A 17,881-nucleotide genomic window follows, 5' to 3' on the forward strand; every position below is an offset into this window, starting at 1 on the left:
GTCAAAAAGAATATACTTAAATTAGTAGTTTATTGAATATTCTTAATTTTTTGAGTATGTTGTGGTTTTTTAAAAGGATTTTGGATAGCGTTGTACGAAGTAGCATCTTGATTGTCCTATGACAATTAAATTTTATAAGAGGTGGTATTATGAAGAAACGTATTTACGGTATTTTTGTAACTCTTTGTCTCTTGGTGCTGTCTTTACAAGTGGTTGTTTTTGCGGCAGAAACTCCAGAAAAACCTAATGTTGTCATTCTTGCAACAGGAGGAACTATTGCCGGTGCAGGTGTTAGCAGTACTACAACCGTCGGGTATACAGCTGCTGTTACTGCTGTAGACAAACTTATTTCGAATGTTCCCGAATTGGCTAAGGTTGCAAATGTACGCGGAGAACAAGTTTTTCAAATTGCCAGTGAAAGTATAACCATGGACAATTGGTTAACGCTGGCCAAACGTGTCAATCAGCTTCTTGCTCAAGATAATGTAGACGGCATCGTTATTACTCATGGGACTGATACATTAGAAGAAACCGCATATTTTCTTGATCTGGTAGTAAAAAGTGAAAAACCTGTTGTACTTGTTGGTTCCATGCGTCCTGGTACAGCAATGAGTGCTGATGGGCCTCTGAATTTATATCGTGCTGTTATTCTGGCTGGCACGAAAGAAGCTGCCGGCAGTGGTGTCATGGTAATGCTCAATGATACGATTCATTCCGGGCGTGAGGTAACAAAAACTATAACTGATCGTGTTGATACGTTTCAAGCGCCAATCATCGGTGCAATAGGTGTATTTACTGGTGATAAACCTGTATTCTATCGTCAATCGTTACGCAAAAATACGGTGGCGACGGAATTTGATGTCACTAACCTGACGTCATTGCCTCGTGTCGATATTGTGTATCATTATGCCGGCAATGCTGGAACCATGATTGATGCTGCTGTAAATGCTGGTGCAAAAGGGATTGTTCATGCAGGAACTGGTAACGGCAGTATTGGAAAAGCGGAATATCCTGCAGTTGAAAATGCTCTTAAAAATGGTGTAGTTATTGTAAGGAGTGCCCGTGTTGGCAGTGGGATTATCGCTCGTAATGGGGAAGCGAATGATGACAAGTATGGTTTTATTGCCAGCGATAACTTGAATCCCCAAAAGGCACGCGTTTTACTAATGCTGGCTCTTACCAAAACTTCTGATGTAAATGAAATTCAACAAATGTTCTGGAAGTATTAAAATATTATTGTATTGAATTTGATAAATGCAATGAACCGCAGGGATAGATGGTGCTATGTGTCTGTGAGCACGTTAGCACCGCTAAAATCCATGCGGTTTATTTAAAAAAAAGGTAGCAGTAGTTTTTTGAATATTTATAATACTTTCTGTATGATGCTGTGAGGTGGGTTGCATTTTTGCGAAAAATATGACATAATTAATCATGGTTAATAAATTGGATTAATGGATTAAGCCAATTGTGGGGTGCAATCATGATTTTACAGCGAGTCGGTATTCCGATCTATTTGCAAATTAAAACATACATTTTGGACAAAATAAAGTCTGGAGAGTATGTATCGGGTGCTAAAATACCTACAGAAAGAGAGTTGTCTACTGAATTAGGTGTGAGTCGCAATACTGTCAGTGCTGCTTACAAAGAACTTTTATTGGAGGGCGTGCTCGAAGCGCAGCAAGGTAGAGGGACGTTTGTAAAAACGGCTACGGATGATGCGGAAGAGCAAGTCATCGGTGGAAGACGGGAGCGATTGGTTAAAATTATTGATGATGCTATGGCAAAAGTAGTAGAGCTAGGCTTCACAGTAGATCAATTTGCTGCAATTGCCAGTATCAGGGCTATTGAAAAGAACCAAGCTGTTAAAGAATTGCGAGTAGCTGTTGTTGATTGTGCCTCTGAATTTATTCAACGCTTTATTAACCAAATTGGACAAATTGCTAACGTGCGATTTGAAACGGTAATGTTAGCAGATCTAATGGAAGGTCGAACTCCCGTTGAATTATTGCAGGCTTGTGACTTAGTTGTTACGACGCTGGGGCACCAGGCTGCAGTTGTTAGTCTATTGGGAAAGGCAAGTAAAGTAATTGGTGTGGCAACGGTTCCAAATCTTGATGCGGTTATTAAATTAGCTCGTTTGCCCGCAAATACGCAAGTAGCAATTGTGGCAAAGAGTGATGCATTTGTAACTAACCTGCAAAATTTACTGGAGAAGACATCAATTAATCAATTGAAATTTAGAATTGTGCAATCAAGTGATTTCTCAGAAGTTAATAGGATGATTGCGAATTATAAAGTAGTAATTGTCAGTGAAGAGCGTGAAATGCTTGTGCGCCAAATGGTGAATGAAAGTCAAGAAGTGATTACATTCTATTATGAAATTGACCGCGGTTCCTTAAATCAGGTTCTGATGAAGTTAGTCAGTCAAGCACTTTAGATAGTAGAAATACTAGATATAGATTTTAATAGCAAAGGAGTAGTTAGGATGGAAAACAATAAAGTAAAAGTAGTTTTGGGGGTTATTGGCGCTGACTGTCATGCAGTAGGTAACAAAATATTAAACTATGCCTTTACTTCTGCAGGATTTGAAGTAGTTAATTTAGGGGTTTTGGTTCCTCAAGAAGAGTTTGTAAATGCAGCTATTGAAACAGATGCAAAAGCTATTCTCGTCGCTTCCTTATATGGACATGGAGAAATTGATTGTCGGGGTTTGAGAGAACGCTGCCGTGAATCCGGTCTAGGTGACATTTTATTGTATGTTGGCGGAAATTTGGTAGTTGGCAAAACTGATTTTGCAGAAGTGCACAGCAAGTTTATTGAAATGGGTTATGACAGAGTCTATGAGCCAGGTATACTTCCTGATCAAGTGGTCATTGATTTAAAAAATGATTTAGGTTTATAAGGGAGTCTTGATAATGAATCATATTTTACTGATTGATTTTGGGAGTACTTATACCAAAATTACTGCAGTGGATATTGAAAAAGAAATAGTATTAGGCACTGCTCGTGGTATAACTACTGTAGAAACTGATATTATGAATGGATTGAATCAGGCGATCGAAGCCTTGTTTCTTAAAACGGGTAAATTAAAATTTTCAAAAGTATTAGGCTGCTCTAGTGCGGCCGGTGGATTGAAAATGGTAGCCGTTGGATTGGTGCCTGAACTTACAGCAGAAGCTGCCAAACGTGCGGCTCTAGGGGCCGGTGCCAAGATTATGGGTGTATATGGTAACGAATTAAATGAATATGAAATAGAAGAAATAGCTCAGTTGCAACCGGAAATTATTCTGTTAGCTGGTGGTACCAATGGCGGTAATAAAGAAGTAATTTTGCATAACGCTAGAATGCTTACCACTCTTGGTAAAGATATACCTGTTATTGTGGCAGGTAATAAATCGGTAGCACCTCAAGCAGTAAAGATCTTATTGGAAGCAATGACGGAGGTAGTACATACTGAAAATGTAATGCCGAAGTTAAACGAACTGAATATTGAGCCTGCACGTGAAACCATTCGTAGTGTATTCTTAAGGCGGATTGTTGAAGCGAAAGGTCTCAATAAAGCCAATCAATTTGTCGATGATGTTGTTATGCCTACGCCGGCGGCAGTATTAAAGGCTGCAGAACTTTTAAGCAAAGGTACCGAATATGAGTCTGGTTTAGGCGACTTAATGGTAGTGGATATTGGTGGTGCAACCACAGATGTATATTCCATTGCCAAAGGTGATCCTACTAAAACCAATGTTGCCTTGCGAGGACTCCCAGAGCCCTTTGCGAAACGTACAGTAGAAGGCGATTTGGGAATGAGGTATAGTGCGACAGCTCTATTTAAAGCAGCTGGTGCTAAGAGGATTGCAGATTATGCCAATCTTTCTGCAGAAGATGTGGAGGCATATGTGGAAAAGGTTGAAGCAAATATTGAATACCTGCCACAAAATGAGGTTGAGGAAAAAGTAGAAATCGCCATGGGGAAAGCTTGCACTTCCTTAGCGGTGGAACGGCATGTCGGACAACTTGAAACGATATTCACATGTTTTGGTTCTGCTTTTGTACAAAAAGGTAAGGATCTGAGTGATGTCAAGACAGTAGTAGGTACTGGTGGCGTAATTATCCATCATGAACAGCCGAAAGAAATCTTAAAGGGTGCAGCATACAGTGAAAGCACGCCTGAGATGTTAAAACCAGAGTGTCCGAAGTACTTGATCGATGAAGAATATATTATGGCATCCATGGGTCTTTTGGGCGAAGTATATCCTGATGTAGCAGTAAGAATGATGAAAAAATATATTGTGCGGGGGTAGCAGTAATGGAATTGAAAAATAAAAAGTGGACACACGATCACTTCTATGGTGTACGCGAAGAAATAATAAAACATTGGCCAACGGGTGCAGATGTAAATTTTGAGGAAGCTGTTAAGTATCATGAGACAATCCCAGCTAGAAAACACTTTGCAAAACGCTTGGTAAAGGCGAAGAAAAATGGTGAAACATTAACTCAACCTAGAGCTGGGGTTGCATTATTGGATGAACACATTAATCTTTTGAACTTTTTACGTACGGAGGGGGAAGCGGATCTTCTGCCAACTACGATTGATAGTTATACGCGTCAAAATCAATATGAAAATTGTGCAAATGCAATTGAAGAAAGTATGAAAGCCGGTCGGTCATTGTTAAATGGTTTTCCAGCAGTAAATCATGGAGTTCATGGTGTACGTAAGCTGGTTGAAAGTGTAGATGGTCCATTGCAAGTACGACATGGTACGCCAGATGCTCGTTTATTAACAGAAATTACACTAGCAGGTGGCTTCACATCCTATGAGGGTGGCGGTATCTCCTACAATATTCCTTATGCTAAAAGTGTTTCTTTGGAAAAAACAATTTACGATTGGCAGTATAATGACCGCTTGGTAGGTATTTATGCTGAACATGGCATTGAAATTAACAGAGAACCTTTTGGACCCTTAACAGGTACGCTAGTACCACCTTGTATTTCTCATGCAGTAGCCATCATTGAAGGTATCTTGGCAGCAGAGCAGGGGGTTAAAAATATTACATTAGGTTATGGCCAATGTGGCAATCTATTCCAAGACGTTGCAGCAATTAAAGCCTTGGAACAGTTGGCAGAAGAGTATTTGGTAAAACATGGATATAATGATTGTGTGTTAACTACTGTATTCCATCAATGGATGGGTGGATTCCCGCAAGATGAAGCAAAGGCATTTGCGGTAATTTCTTGGGGTGCAGCAGCTGCTGCCTTGGCAAAGGCTACAAAAGTTATTGTTAAAACTCCTCATGAAGCATTGGGGATTCCTACCAAAGAAGCCAATGCGATGGGACTTCGTGCAACCAAGCAATTAATCAATATGCTGGCAGACCAGCCATTCCCGATCACTGCGGAAGTAGATATCGAAGTGGAAATGATAAAAGCAGAAACCCGTTGTATTTTGGACAAAGTTTTTGAACTTGGCAATGGAGACTTTGCATCTGGTAGTGTTCGTGCTTTTGAAGCAGGTGTTCTAGACGTACCTTTTGCTCCTAGCCAATATTCTTTGAATAAAATTTTGCCAGCCCGTGATAATAATGGTGCTGTACGCTTATTTGATGTAGGAAATCTACCATTCACACAAGATATTATTGATTTCCATAAAGCTAAAATTGATGCGCGTGCTAAAGAAGAAGGACGTAAAGCAAGTTTCCAAATGGTTATTGATGATATTTATGCGATTTCCAAGGGACGCTTAGTAGGCAGACCTAGTAAATAAATTATAAAATCAGCAGGGCGGCAAAAGGTATTCTGCCTTTTGCCGCCCTACATAAAAAAGGAATGGAGAGTGTAACTCATGAAAATTGCTAATGTTGTATGTTCAAAAGGTCGTACTGGTTTTTATTTTGATGATCAACGGGCTATTAAAGCAGGAGCTCAGCATGATGGTTTTAGCTATGTAGGAGAAACGGTTACTCCTGGATTTCATTCCATTCGTCAAACTGGGGAAGCTGTATCCGTAATGATCGTATTAGAAGATGGACAAGTGGCTTACGGCGATTGTGCTGCTGTACAATACAGCGGAGCAGGTGGTCGTGACCCTTTATTTTTAGCCGAAGATTTTATTCCTGTGATTGAAAAAGAAATTAAACCACGTCTCGTGGGTCGTGAATTAACTTCCTTTAGACAATTGGCAGGAGAAATTGACAGTATGGTTGATGCCAAAACAGGTAAACTGATCCATACTGCATTGCGTTATGGTGTAACCCAAGCAATATTAGATGCTGTATCCAAAGCAAAACATAAATTAATGTGCGAAGTAGTTGCAGAAGAATATAACACGACTGTTAGTGAAACGGCTATTGATATCTTTACCCAGTCTGGTGACAATCGTTATGAAAATGCTGATAAAATGATCATCAAAGGCGCTCAAGTATTACCCCATGCCTTGATTAATAATGTAGAAGAAAAATTAGGCAAGAATGGTGAATTGCTGATTGAATATATTATTTGGTTAAAGAATCGTGTATTAAGCCTACGTACCAGCGATTCTTATAATCCTGTACTGCACATTGATGTGTATGGCACAATTGGTGCTGCGTTTGACTTGGATACAGAAAGAATGGTGTCTTACTTCCGCGAACTAGAAAAAGCAGCTGCTCCTTTAAAACTTCGCATTGAAGGCCCGATGGACGTAGAAGATCGCGAAAAACAAATGCTAGCGTTAAAAGAGATTACGGCTCGTTTGCACGAAGAAAAAATCAATGTAGAAGTGGTTGCTGATGAATGGTGCAATACACTGGAAGATATTAAATATTTCGCTGATAATAATGCGGGTGATATGCTGCAAATCAAAACACCGGATTTAGGCGGAATTAACAATACTATCGAAGCTGTTTTATATTGTAAAGAAAAAGGCGTAGGTGCATACCAAGGCGGTACTTGCAACGAAACAGATCGTTCCGCACAGGTTTGTGTACACCTTGCAATGGCAACTAAACCAGTGCAGATGTTAGCAAAACCAGGCATGGGTGTGGATGAGGGCATTATGATTGTATATAATGAAATGCAACGTATCTTAGCTGTTCGCCAGGCTCGTAAGGCGTAATTATGAGAATGTTAATGCATGAGCAATTAATGTATGCTAGTTACTTTGCACCAAGAGGACGTAACCGGATGTTTGTCTTGGGGCAGCAGATTAGTGAGCGTTATTTGTCACCGCTGGATAGGCTGATTGGCATCGTTGGTGGTCCTGGTGCAGGTAAATCTTCCTTAATTAAGGGCATGTTTCCTGGATTAGAATTAACAAATGATGATGATGGTGTAAATGTACGCCCCTTGCCTTTGCTCAAAAATATTGAAAAAGATTTCTTTTCTAGTCATACGTATCATATTGATATTCGTTTTGAGTTAGCATTTACTCAACTTCATGTATTAGCAGATGCTATTAAGAAAGCATTATCTCATGATAAACGGGTCATTGTAGAACATTTTGATCTGTTATATCCTGCTCTGGGGGCAAATGCTGACGTGCTCTTAGGAGTAGGTGGCGAGGTTATCGCTGTTCGTCCTAATGTCTTTGGTCCTTTTCCCCAGGAAATTGCTGACGTGGTTGTAAAGACTTTAAAGTATCGTAAAATGGCGCATACTGCTGAAGATCTGACAGAAAGTATTTTATTAAAAGATTATGGTGCGATCTTGCCTTTTGCTCACAGAGATGTACATCATGGTTTTGTTCTTGAATATCCAGTAGAACTTGATGCCGATCTAAAGGAAGTTGAAAAAAAGGTTAAGGGAATCATTGATGAGGGGCTGAAGGTTTGTTACTCAGATGAAGGACATATTGAAATTGGCGAAGTTTCATGGGCGTGTACGGGACCCCGGACCCATGTACATAATACAGAAGATATTGAAGGTTTTCGTCTGCTCCATGAATATAAATATGACCCAAAAACGAAAACCTACCTTATTATTGGCTTGGTAGGGCCATTAGAAGAAAATCTTGATGGTTTTTCCAGCATGATCTTTCATGCGTCATTGTAAAAGTGTATAATTAGCTGTAAATGGGTACTGTTTTCTTAATGAGAAGGCAGTACCCATAAGAGCATCAAAATCCTGATTGCACAAAAAGATTACATATAAAAGAAATTTCACTAGGAGGTTAGAAAAATGGCAAGTATTGCAAAAACTGCTCAAGCAGGAACCTTAGAATCGAGCGATGTTATGATTACTGTAGCTCCTGGTACCCAAGGAAGCGGTATTATTATTGAATTAGAAAGTATTGTTTTGGCTCAGTACGGTGAAGATATTAAGATCATATTGGAGAAAACTGTGAAGGATCAGGGGATTACGGATATTTATATTAAGGCGGTAGACCGGGGGGCGCTGGATTGTACCATTTGTGCCCGGACTCTGGCTGCATTGAGTCGTGCAGGTGCTGTGCTAAAGGAGGAAATCATATAATGGATTTAAGAAGAAGTATGTTATTTATTCCTGGTAATAACCCGGGAATGCTGCAAAATGGCGGTGTATTTGGCGCAGATTCAGTTATTTTGGATTTAGAAGATGCTGTGGCACCTATGGAAAAAGATGCAGCCCGTTTTTTGGTTGCCCAGGCCCTGCGTACTGTGGATTATGGAGCTAGTGAAACGGTGGTTCGGATTAATCCTTTAGATACCTTTGCTGCTGTGGATATTAAAGCGATTGTTCCATGTTGTCCTGATGCAATTTTGGTGCCAAAAGTAGAAAGTGCAGCTGATATTCATCAAGTAGTTGCTATGATTGCCGCGGCGGAAAAACCAGATCAAACACCTGTGAAGATTATTGCTCTCTTAGAAACACCTTGCGGAATTGTTGAGGCGTATCATATTGCGAAAGCGGACCCTAGGGTAGTTGCTCTTGCTTTAGGTGCGGAAGATTATACAGCAGGTCTGGGGGCAATGCGTACTAAAGAGGGTACTGAGATTTTTACTGCACGTACCATTGTTATCAATGCAGCTGCAGCGGCGAATGTTCAATCCATTGACACTCCTTATACCGATGCTAATGACGAAGAAGGTTTGCTTGCTGATACACAGCTGGCTAAGAGATTGGGCTTCAAGGGAAAATTGTCTATCAATCCAAGGCAGATTGATGTAATTCATTCTGTATTTAATCCTAGTTTAAATGATATTGATTGGGCCCAGCAAGTCATTCATGCTATTCGTAAGGCAGAGGCGGAAGGCTCAGGTGTTGCGTCGTTGAATGGTAAGATGGTAGATTTACCAATTGTAAATCGTGCAGAACGCATCTTACATTTAGCGGAATTGTTAGGTTTGATGGGGGGAGAAAAATAATGAAAAATGCAATTGGACGTGAAATACCTGAAACTATTTCCGGCATAGCAGCAATAAAGCCTTTTGCTGGTGCTTTTACTGCCGTACCAGAAATGGCACGTCAGGCACCTAAAGTTAAAATCATAAAACCTACCGACCGTAAATTGGTCGATAGTTTAGTTGAAGTATTTAAAAAAATACCCGTAACCGATGGAATGACCTTATCTTTTCATCATCACTTCCGAAATGGTGATGGTGTTGTAAATATGGTTCTGGCAACTGCGGCGCAATTAGGATTAAAAAATCTAACCGTTGCGTTAAGTTCTGTCTTTCCTGTACATGCACCGATTATTGACCATGTAAAAAATGGTGTGGTAACGGGTCTTGATACAAATTATATGTCCGGTCCAGTTGCTCAGGCTGTATCGAAAGGATTATTTGATAAACCTGTCATCCTGCGTACTCATGGCGGACGAGGACGGGCGATCGAATGTGGTCAGCTTAAAATTGATGTTGCGTTTATTGCAGCGCCGGCAGCTGATGAATATGGTAATCTGAATGGTGTAGAAGGTCCGGCAGCATGCGGCTCACTCGGTTATGCTTTTCCGGATGCTCAGTATGCAGATTATGTAGTGGCTGTAACTGATTATCTAGGTGAATATCCTCTATCACCAATTTCCATACCTCAGACGAGGGTCGATTATGTAGTAAAAGTAGAGTGCGTTGGAGACCCTAAAGGCATTGTATCTGGTACAACTCGTATTACTAAAGATCCGGTAGGACTTAAAATTGCTGAAACAGCAGCAAAAGTAATTCAAGCTACTGGACTTATAAAAAATGGTTTTGCATTTCAAACAGGAGCAGGTGGCGCTTCATTAGCAACAGCTGCTTTTGTCAGGAAAATGATGGAGAAAGATAGTGTCGTGGGCAGTTTTGCTCTTGGTGGTATTACAGGCTATATGGTAGACATGTTGGAGAGTGGTCTATTTAAGAAACTTATGGATGTGCAGGGATTTGATTTAGAAGCGATTCGTTCTTTATCTACGAATCCGAATCACTTGGAAATTGGTGCTGATTTTTATGCAAGTCCATTTAATGCCGGATGTGCCGTTAATCAGCTAGATGTGGTCATTTTAGGGGCTACAGAAATGGACACTGACTTTAACGTGAACGTAGTTACAGGCTCCGATGGTGTTATTATGGGCGGTTCAGGTGGCCATGCAGATGCAGCGGCAGGTGCAAAAGTTACAATCATCGTAGCTAATTTATTGCGTGGACGTTTGCCTATTATTGTGAATAAAGTGCTGACGGCAACGACTCCAGGTGAAACGATTGATGTTCTTGTCACAGAAAGAGGGGTAGCCGTAAATCCTCTCAGAGGCGATTTAAAAGAAAAATTCTTGGCAGCAGGATTGCCGGTTAAAGATATACAAGAATTAAAGCAATTAGCTGAGAAAATTGCTGGTGCTCCTAAGGCGATAAAGACAGGAGAAAATATTGTTGCGGTGGTAGAATATCGTGATGGCACAATTATTGATGTTGTGCGCCAAGTGGAGGGCTAGAGATGTTGTGGGGCACTATGGAAGAGCGGGTAATCAATCTGAATAATGTTAGACAGGTTAGTGCCGTGAGAGAGTTTCTCTCCAGATTTTCCTTAACCTTTACTGAACAAGTAGACTATACCATTGCCTTATATAAAGATGATTCTATTGTAGCAACAGGCTCGTTTGCTGGAGAAGTATTGCGTAACATTGCTATTGATGAGTCTCTGCAGGGGGAAGGTCTGACGTCAGCAGTCGTCAGCAATTTAATGCAGGAAGCAGGAAGGCGGGGAATCTATCATTATTTTATTTTCACCAAGCCTGACAAGGCGCATTTATTTAGTGCATTAGGATTTAAAGAAGTTGGGCGGGCAGATCCATATGCGGTGCTTTTAGAAGCTGGTATCGGGTCGATTGATTCGTATTGCAAGGAAATGGCTGCTTTGACAGCGCATCTGCCTTCGGGAAAAAGAGCTGGTTTAGTAGTAAACTGCAATCCTTTTACATTGGGACATCAAGCGGTAATTGCTAAAGCATCTAAGGAAAATGCAGCTGTGGTGGTATTGGTAGTCAGTGAAGAAGGATCGGTATTCCCTTTTGACATCCGACTTTCTCTGGTCAAGCAGGGGTTAGCAGATTATGATAACGTAGTTGTATTGCCTGGAGGTAAATATATTGTGTCGGCGGCTACGTTTCCTGGCTATTTCACCAAGGGAAATGAAACGGTAATGGCTCAGACAAGGCTAGATGCTACTATTTTTGCTAAGCATATTGCGCCTGCTATGGGGATTACTTGCCGGTATGTGGGGGATGAACCTTATTGCCTAGTGACAAAGGCTTATAACCAAGCGATGTTCGATATTTTACCGGAGCATCAGATTGATGTGCTGGAAATGCCAAGGATCTCTGTTCACGGAAATGCCGTGAGTGCATCTAGAGTTCGAGAACTCATTCGCCAGGAAGGATGGGAGGCGATTCGTGCATTAGTACCGGATACGACCTATCAATTCCTTTGCTCTCCTGCAGCAATTCCTATTATAGAAAAAATACAAAGTAGTATATCGAGACATTAGCGTATAAGATAGACTGTCAGGAATGAATATAGGGATTGAATTATTTCTTGTGAAGGTTCTTTACCTATATTCTATTTCTCGCGGCTGCTTTGCAGCGAATAACTCTTATTTTATGTATAGAAAGGTATATTTTTTGTTTGCGAAATAGAAAGAATTTTGCAATAAATGAAAAAGAATAATGTATACAAAATACAATTGCCGTGCTATAATCAAATAAAAGAATAGTGGAGGTGCTGTTTTGTGCGCATTGAGCATGATTTTCTAGGAGAAATACAAATACAAGATGAAGTTTATTATGGAGTACAAACGACTAGAGCGTTAGAAAACTTTGTTATTACTGGACATAGAATGAATACTGATTTTATTGCATCTTTTGGTATTGTAAAAGCCGCGGCAGCCAAAGCTAATATGAGAACTGGTCGTATGCCAGTTAAAATTGGAAATGCAATTGTGCAAGCAGCGCAAGAGATTATTGAGGGTAAATTGCATGATCAATTTATCGTTGACTGTATTCAAGGTGGTGCAGGGACTTCGATGAATATGAATGCTAATGAAGTCATAGCCAATAGAGCACTTGAGATTTTGGGTGAAGCAAAGGGAAATTATTCGATTATTTCACCTAATAATCATGTAAATATGGCACAATCTACTAACGATGTTATGCCAACAGCTATGCGCATTTGTACGATCACAAAAGCTAAAAAGCTGATTGCTGCATTAGAAGATATGGCCGTGACTTTTACTGCTAAAGGAGATAGCTTTAATCATATCTTAAAAATGGGACGCACTCATTTGCAGGATGCTGTGCCGATTACGCTCGGGCAAGAGTTTTATGCATATGCTGAAGCTACGAAACGGGCAATTAAACGCATTAAAGAAAATGTAAAGAATATGCATTTTGTAAATATGGGGGCTACTGCTGTTGGTACTGGTCTCAATGCTGAGCCAGAATACATTGCCTTCGTAGTGGAAGAACTTTCTCGTCTAACAGGCGAAGAGATTCATTCTGCGGATAATTTAGTGGATGCCACTCAAAATACAGATCAGATTGCTGAATTTTCCAGTGCTCTCAAAGTTACAGCATTAGCATTTTGCAAAATTGCCAGTGATTTGCGACTGATGGCATCCGGACCACGGTGCGGCTTGGGAGAACTTTCTCTTCCGGCAAGGCAGCCAGGGTCATCAATTATGCCTGGTAAAGTAAATCCAGTCATTCCGGAAGTTGTCAATCAAGTGGCATATCAAGTGATTGGTAATGATTTGGTTATTAGCTTGGCTGTAGAGAACGGGCAGTTTGAGTTAAATGTTATGGAACCAGTTATGGCATATAATCTTTTTAATTCTTTAACAATCTTAACAAACGTAGTAAATACATTAAATCATAAATGTGTGAAAGATATTGAAGCCAATGAAGACCGCTGTCGTGAGATGATTGATAAAAGTGTAGGAATTGTTACGGCGTTGTTACCGCATATTGGGTATGAACAATCTTCTGCAATTGCAAAAGAGGCTTTAAAAACAGGCGCATCTGTTAAAGAATTAGTTATTGCTAACGGCTTATTAACGGCTGCTCAACTGGAAATTATTTTATCACCAAGTGAAATGACACAGCCAGGTATTGCTGGCAAACAATTCTTAAAATAAATGAAATGAATTTGGTCAATTTACGGTCAAGAAGTACATTTATAGTGTTCTTTTTGGCCGTAAATCTTATACGACTGCTACATATATAGCAGTGTTTAGAGAAAAATAAATATATATCGCAAATATTCTATAAAATTTATATTATTGTGATAGAGTGAGTGGTTTACCTGAAAAGTTTGTGATATAATACACTTGAATATTAGAATAGGGGGATGAGCATGCGTACAATTGAGGTAGAGCAAATTACTCAGGCAATAGCAAAGATGTGCATGGATGCTTGCTATTATTTGTCCGAAGACGTGTATGATGCATTAGTGTCAGCTGGAAGAAAAGAAGAATCGGACCTAGGTAAGGAAATTATTGGTAAATTAGTAGAAAATGCTAATATTTCTAAAAATGAACAAAGACCTATTTGCCAAGATACAGGTATGACAGTAGTTTTTATGGAAATAGGACAAGATGTTCATTTTGTGGGTGGTAGCTTAGAAGAGGCAGTTAACGCTGGTGTTGCCAAAGGTTACACCGAAGGTTATTTGCGTAAATCTGTAGTGGCCGAGCCATTATTTAATCGTAAAAATACCACCAATAATACTCCGGCGATTTTACATACTAACATCGTGCCTGGTGACAAAGTTAAAATTAAACTAGCACCTAAAGGTTTTGGCAGCGAAAATAAAAGCGCATTAAAAATGCTTGTACCTGCTGATGGTGTTGAAGGAGTAAAAAAAGTTGTTCTTGATACAGTAAAAACAGCAGGACCTAATGCCTGTCCTCCGATGGTCATTGGTGTAGGTATAGGTGGAACGATGGAAAAGGCTACTATACTTGCTAAAAAAGCTCTCTTGCGTTCTGTTAACAAACGTAATGATCATCCTGAGTATGCAAAGTTAGAAGAAGAATTATTAGAGATGGTTAACAAAACAGGTGTTGGTCCTCAGGGATTAGGCGGAGTAACAACTGCTTTAGCAGTAAATGTTGAATATTTTGCTACCCATATTGCGGGTTTACCTGTTGCTGTTAATATTAATTGCCATGCCACACGGCATGCTGAAGCTGAACTTTAGGAGGTGTAGAGAAGATGGCAGAAGTAAAACGTATTACCACTCCATTAACAAAAGAAATGGCTCGTTCCTTAAAAGCTGGTGATAGTGTGTTAATTACTGGAACGATCTTTAGTGCACGTGATGCGGCTCATAAGGTAATGACAGAAGCTCTTGATCGAGGCGAAACGTTGCCTGTAGATTTTACAAATCAAATCGTATACTATTTGGGACCTACGCCTGCAAAACCAGGAGATCCTATTGGTTCAGCTGGTCCGACCACTGCTGGACGTATGGATAAGTATACACCCCAAATGATTGAACAAGGTCTTAGTGGAATGATTGGTAAAGGATACCGCTCTCCGGAAGTAGTGGAGGCCATGAAAAAAAATAGTACTGTGTTCATGGTAGCTATTGGTGGTGCAGCAGCTTTGATTGCGAAAACCATTAAAGCCTATGAAGTATTAGCATATCCTGAATTGGGTGCAGAGGCATTGGCTAAGCTTACAGTAGAAGATTTCCCTGCAATTGTAGCGATTGACTGTGATGGCAATAATTATTACGAAGAAGGACAAAAGCCTTATCGTAAAATATAATTGTCAAATTGAGTTATAGAGCGCTCTTGAGTCGGACAAGCTAAAATAGCTGAAAAGTGTTTATAAACAGAAAGGGCCAAGGTGCACTTAGGAGTACTGCTGATAAAGGAGAAGCCTAGGGCTGCTTGGCCCCATAAGATAAAACTTTCTGCTTCGTAAAACGACATATGCGAATAAATTCACATTTATGTAAAATTATTAAAGGAAAAAGTGATGCAATGTCGAAATAGCTTTATTTGTACAGTGTGTTGGTATGTATTTTATACCAACTATGTAAATATTACAGGAGGTAAAAGCATGAAGAATTTTGATTTTTGGATTCGTCGTATTCATTCTCTATCTGGTGTTATAGCATTGGGTGCATTTTTATTGGAGCATATATTTACTGTATCAACAGTAATGGGGGGCCCTGCGAATTTTGATAAATCCGTAGCGGCACTTGCAGCTATGCCTTTTTTGGTTCCAATTGAAATAATCGCAATCGGACTACCAATTGCTTTTCATGGCATTTTAGGTGTAGTGTATGCTTTAAAAGCGAAAAATAATCCACTTCGTTATGGTTACTGGAACAATTGGATGTTCTACTTACAACGCATTACTGCTTATATTGCCTTTATTTTCATTATCTGGCATGTATGGACATTGCGTATTGTCGGTAAAGCAATGGGTGGTCACTTAATTGGCTATGATTTTATGCACAAGGTGTTATCCGACCCTCTAACTTTTGGATTTTATGTAATTGGTTTGTTATCTTCCGTCTTTCATTTTACCAATGGTTTGTTTGGTTTTTCAATTACTTGGGGAATCGTATCAGGACCACGCGGACAGCGTGTCGTGAGTATAGCAACCTTGGCATTATTTGTACTCATTTCTAGTGTAGGACTTACAGCTCTTACGCATTTTGTGAAATAATTTAAAGTAAGGAGAGAGCTTAGTGAAAAAGAAAATTATAGTTGTTGGCGGCGGTTTATCCGGCCTTATGGCAACACTTAAAATTTGTGAAGCTGGCGGAGAAGTTGAATTATTCTCGTATTGCCCCGTAAAACGTTCTCATTCCCTTTGTGCACAAGGCGGTATGAATGCTTGTATGGATACTAAGGGGGAAAATGATTCTGTCCATGAGCATTTTGATGATACTGTTTATGGTGGTGACTTCCTTGCTGACCAGACAGCAATAAAAGGCATGTGTGAAGCCGCTCCGAAATTAATTAAAATGTTTGATCGTATGGGTGTTACATTTACTCGTACTCCAGAAGGCTTACTTGATCTTCGTAATTTTGGTGGTCAGAAAAATAAGCGTACTTTATTTTCTGGTTCCACAACAGGTCAGCAGCTTCTTTATGCACTTGATGAACAAGTTCGCGCATGGGAAGTAAAAGGTGCTGTTAAAAAATATGAATTCTGGGAATTCATTAAAATTATTAAAAATAAAGAAAATGTTTGCCGTGGTATCGTAGCACAAGACATGAATTCTATGGAAGTAAGAGCTTTTCGTGCTGACACGGTTATCCTTGCAACAGGCGGTCCTGGCATGGTATTCGGTAGATGTACTGCTTCGACAATCTGCAATGGTTCAGCAGTATCTGCTGTATATCAGCAAGGCGCTCTTATTGGTAACCCTGAATTCATTCAGATTCATCCAACAGCTATCCCTGGTTCAGATAAAAACCGTTTAATGTCTGAAGCTTGCCGTGGTGAAGGTGGACGTGTTTGGGTTTATAAAGATGGTAAACCATGGTATTTCTTAGAAGAAATGTACCCTGCGTATGGTAACCTTGTACCTCGTGACGTAGCATCTCGTGCTATTTACGATGTATGCGTAAATCAAAAACTTGGTATTAATGGTGAAAATAAAGTATATCTTGATCTTTCCCATATTCCTGCAGATTATCTTGAGCGTAAATTAGGCGGTATTTTGGAAATTTATACGGAATTCGTTGGCGATGATCCACGTAAAGTTCCAATGCAGATTTATCCATCTGTTCACTACTCTATGGGCGGCATCTGGGTAGATGCAAAACATAACACAAATATCCCTGGTCTTATGGCATCTGGTGAATGTGACTATCAATACCACGGTGCAAACCGTCTTGGTGCAAACTCACTTCTATCCGCTGCTTATTCTGGTACTGTTTCAGGTCCGGAAGCTATGCGCTGGGCTAAAGAAGGCGAAAAAGGTTCCGAACTCACTGACGAAGAGTTAGCAAAAGCTGCAAAAGAATGTCGTGATGAGTACGAAGCTATTTTAAAAATGAGTGGATCGGAAAATGCGCATGAACTTCATCATGAACTTGGTGATTTAATGAACCAGTACGTCACGATTGAGCGTGTGAACAAAGACCTTGATTATTGTTTCGACGAAGTAAAGAAAATTCTTAAACGTTGGGATAATATCGGTATAGTTGATAAAGCAGGCTGGGCAAACCAAGAAGGTATGTTCGCAAGACAGCTTCGCAATATGATTCTTTACGCTTTAGTTGTAACAAAAGCAGCACGTATGCGTGATGAAAGCCGTGGGGCTCACTACAAACGCGAATTTCCAACCCGTGATGACGAACGCTTCATGAAAATAACAATTGCTGAGTATGATCAGGCAACAGAAGAGCCTAAGATCAGTTATGATGATTTTGATCATTCATTGGTTAAACCCCGTCCACGTAACTATGCTGTTGCGAAGAAAGAGTAAGAAGGAGG

16 protein-coding genes are annotated in these 17,881 nt (G+C 40.0%); all 16 read left to right on the plus strand.

Annotated elements, in window-relative coordinates:
* The first annotated feature begins 149 nt into the window (after positions 1–149).
* The 16 genes from BMZ99_RS08140 to sdhA all read left to right on the plus strand — a co-directional run bounded on the left by BMZ99_RS08140 (position 150) and on the right by sdhA (position 17,873).
* A complete protein-coding gene (locus BMZ99_RS08140; protein WP_090935123.1) occupies positions 150–1,229 on the plus strand; it encodes a type II asparaginase in 1,080 nt (359 codons plus the stop codon).
* Between the two features lie 251 nt (positions 1,230–1,480).
* On the plus strand, positions 1,481–2,437 hold the full coding sequence (locus BMZ99_RS08145) for a GntR family transcriptional regulator (RefSeq protein WP_090935126.1): 957 nt from the start codon (positions 1,481–1,483) through the stop codon (positions 2,435–2,437).
* A gap of 48 nt (positions 2,438–2,485) precedes the next feature.
* Positions 2,486–2,902 carry a methylaspartate mutase subunit S gene (glmS, locus tag BMZ99_RS08150; protein ID WP_090935129.1) on the plus strand — a complete coding sequence of 139 codons (417 nt, stop codon included), beginning with the start codon at positions 2,486–2,488 and terminating at the stop codon, positions 2,900–2,902.
* Positions 2,903–2,915: 13 nt separating this feature from the next.
* Positions 2,916–4,298 carry a methylaspartate mutase accessory protein GlmL gene (gene glmL / locus BMZ99_RS08155; RefSeq protein ID WP_090935132.1) on the plus strand — a complete coding sequence of 461 codons (1,383 nt, stop codon included), beginning with the start codon at positions 2,916–2,918 and terminating at the stop codon, positions 4,296–4,298.
* Between the two features lie 5 nt (positions 4,299–4,303).
* Positions 4,304–5,758 carry a methylaspartate mutase subunit E gene (locus BMZ99_RS08160; RefSeq protein WP_090935135.1) on the plus strand — a complete coding sequence of 485 codons (1,455 nt, stop codon included), beginning with the start codon at positions 4,304–4,306 and terminating at the stop codon, positions 5,756–5,758.
* 78 nt (positions 5,759–5,836) lie between these two features.
* Positions 5,837–7,087, plus strand: coding sequence for a methylaspartate ammonia-lyase (locus BMZ99_RS08165; protein WP_090935138.1), 1,251 nt, complete (start codon positions 5,837–5,839; stop codon positions 7,085–7,087).
* Between the two features lie 29 nt (positions 7,088–7,116).
* On the plus strand, positions 7,117–8,022 hold the full coding sequence (locus BMZ99_RS08170) for a lantibiotic ABC transporter (protein WP_090935341.1): 906 nt from the start codon (positions 7,117–7,119) through the stop codon (positions 8,020–8,022).
* A gap of 126 nt (positions 8,023–8,148) precedes the next feature.
* Positions 8,149–8,442, plus strand: coding sequence for a citrate lyase acyl carrier protein (citD, locus tag BMZ99_RS08175; protein ID WP_090935140.1), 294 nt, complete (start codon positions 8,149–8,151; stop codon positions 8,440–8,442).
* Positions 8,442–9,314: an HpcH/HpaI aldolase/citrate lyase family protein gene (locus tag BMZ99_RS08180; protein ID WP_090935143.1), complete on the plus strand. Its 873-nt coding sequence runs from the start codon at positions 8,442–8,444 to the stop codon at positions 9,312–9,314. Before citD ends, BMZ99_RS08180 begins: the two co-directional genes overlap by 1 nt.
* The gene (gene citF, locus BMZ99_RS08185) at positions 9,314–10,855 is read left to right on the plus strand and encodes a citrate lyase subunit alpha (RefSeq protein ID WP_090935146.1); all 1,542 of its coding nucleotides are present in this window, start codon (positions 9,314–9,316) and stop codon (positions 10,853–10,855) included. Before BMZ99_RS08180 ends, citF begins: the two co-directional genes overlap by 1 nt.
* Before the next feature lie 2 nt (positions 10,856–10,857).
* Positions 10,858–11,907 (plus strand): [citrate (pro-3S)-lyase] ligase, encoded by a 1,050-nt coding sequence (gene citC / locus BMZ99_RS08190; RefSeq protein WP_090935149.1) that lies wholly within the window; start codon positions 10,858–10,860, stop codon positions 11,905–11,907.
* A 240-nt stretch (positions 11,908–12,147) separates the two neighbouring features.
* The gene (locus BMZ99_RS08195; RefSeq protein ID WP_090935151.1) at positions 12,148–13,551 is read left to right on the plus strand and encodes an aspartate ammonia-lyase; all 1,404 of its coding nucleotides are present in this window, start codon (positions 12,148–12,150) and stop codon (positions 13,549–13,551) included.
* Positions 13,552–13,769: 218 nt separating this feature from the next.
* Positions 13,770–14,615, plus strand: a complete 846-nt coding sequence (locus tag BMZ99_RS08200; protein ID WP_090935154.1) for a fumarate hydratase — start codon at positions 13,770–13,772, stop codon at positions 14,613–14,615.
* A 14-nt stretch (positions 14,616–14,629) separates the two neighbouring features.
* Complete coding sequence (locus BMZ99_RS08205; protein ID WP_090935157.1) at positions 14,630–15,187, plus strand: Fe-S-containing hydro-lyase; 558 nt, start codon at positions 14,630–14,632, stop codon at positions 15,185–15,187.
* Between the two features lie 297 nt (positions 15,188–15,484).
* The gene (locus tag BMZ99_RS08210) at positions 15,485–16,099 is read left to right on the plus strand and encodes a succinate dehydrogenase (protein WP_090935160.1); all 615 of its coding nucleotides are present in this window, start codon (positions 15,485–15,487) and stop codon (positions 16,097–16,099) included.
* Positions 16,100–16,166: 67 nt separating this feature from the next.
* Positions 16,167–17,873, plus strand: coding sequence for a succinate dehydrogenase flavoprotein subunit (gene sdhA / locus BMZ99_RS08215; RefSeq protein ID WP_245754881.1), 1,707 nt, complete (start codon positions 16,167–16,169; stop codon positions 17,871–17,873).
* The last annotated feature ends 8 nt before the right edge of the window (positions 17,874–17,881 follow it).

Origin of the sequence: Pelosinus propionicus DSM 13327, from assembly GCF_900114615.1 — a bacterium.
Taxonomy (GTDB): domain Bacteria; phylum Bacillota; class Negativicutes; order DSM-13327; family DSM-13327; genus Pelosinus; species Pelosinus propionicus.

Excerpts from the sequence above, each read along its gene's own strand:
- BMZ99_RS08140 (WP_090935123.1), top strand. The coding sequence starts at position 150 with ATGAAGAAACGTATTTACGGTATTTTTGTAACTCTTTGTCTCTTGGTG.
- BMZ99_RS08145 (WP_090935126.1), top strand. The coding sequence starts at position 1,481 with ATGATTTTACAGCGAGTCGGTATTCCGATCTATTTGCAAATTAAAACA.
- glmS (WP_090935129.1), top strand. The coding sequence starts at position 2,486 with ATGGAAAACAATAAAGTAAAAGTAGTTTTGGGGGTTATTGGCGCTGAC.
- glmL (WP_090935132.1), top strand. The coding sequence starts at position 2,916 with ATGAATCATATTTTACTGATTGATTTTGGGAGTACTTATACCAAAATT.
- BMZ99_RS08160 (WP_090935135.1), top strand. The coding sequence starts at position 4,304 with ATGGAATTGAAAAATAAAAAGTGGACACACGATCACTTCTATGGTGTA.
- BMZ99_RS08165 (WP_090935138.1), top strand. The coding sequence starts at position 5,837 with ATGAAAATTGCTAATGTTGTATGTTCAAAAGGTCGTACTGGTTTTTAT.
- BMZ99_RS08170 (WP_090935341.1), top strand. The coding sequence starts at position 7,117 with ATGTATGCTAGTTACTTTGCACCAAGAGGACGTAACCGGATGTTTGTC.
- citD (WP_090935140.1), top strand. The coding sequence starts at position 8,149 with ATGGCAAGTATTGCAAAAACTGCTCAAGCAGGAACCTTAGAATCGAGC.
- BMZ99_RS08180 (WP_090935143.1), top strand. The coding sequence starts at position 8,442 with ATGGATTTAAGAAGAAGTATGTTATTTATTCCTGGTAATAACCCGGGA.
- citF (WP_090935146.1), top strand. The coding sequence starts at position 9,314 with ATGAAAAATGCAATTGGACGTGAAATACCTGAAACTATTTCCGGCATA.
- citC (WP_090935149.1), top strand. The coding sequence starts at position 10,858 with ATGTTGTGGGGCACTATGGAAGAGCGGGTAATCAATCTGAATAATGTT.
- BMZ99_RS08200 (WP_090935154.1), top strand. The coding sequence starts at position 13,770 with ATGCGTACAATTGAGGTAGAGCAAATTACTCAGGCAATAGCAAAGATG.
- BMZ99_RS08205 (WP_090935157.1), top strand. The coding sequence starts at position 14,630 with ATGGCAGAAGTAAAACGTATTACCACTCCATTAACAAAAGAAATGGCT.
- BMZ99_RS08210 (WP_090935160.1), top strand. The coding sequence starts at position 15,485 with ATGAAGAATTTTGATTTTTGGATTCGTCGTATTCATTCTCTATCTGGT.
- sdhA (WP_245754881.1), top strand. The coding sequence starts at position 16,167 with ATGGCAACACTTAAAATTTGTGAAGCTGGCGGAGAAGTTGAATTATTC.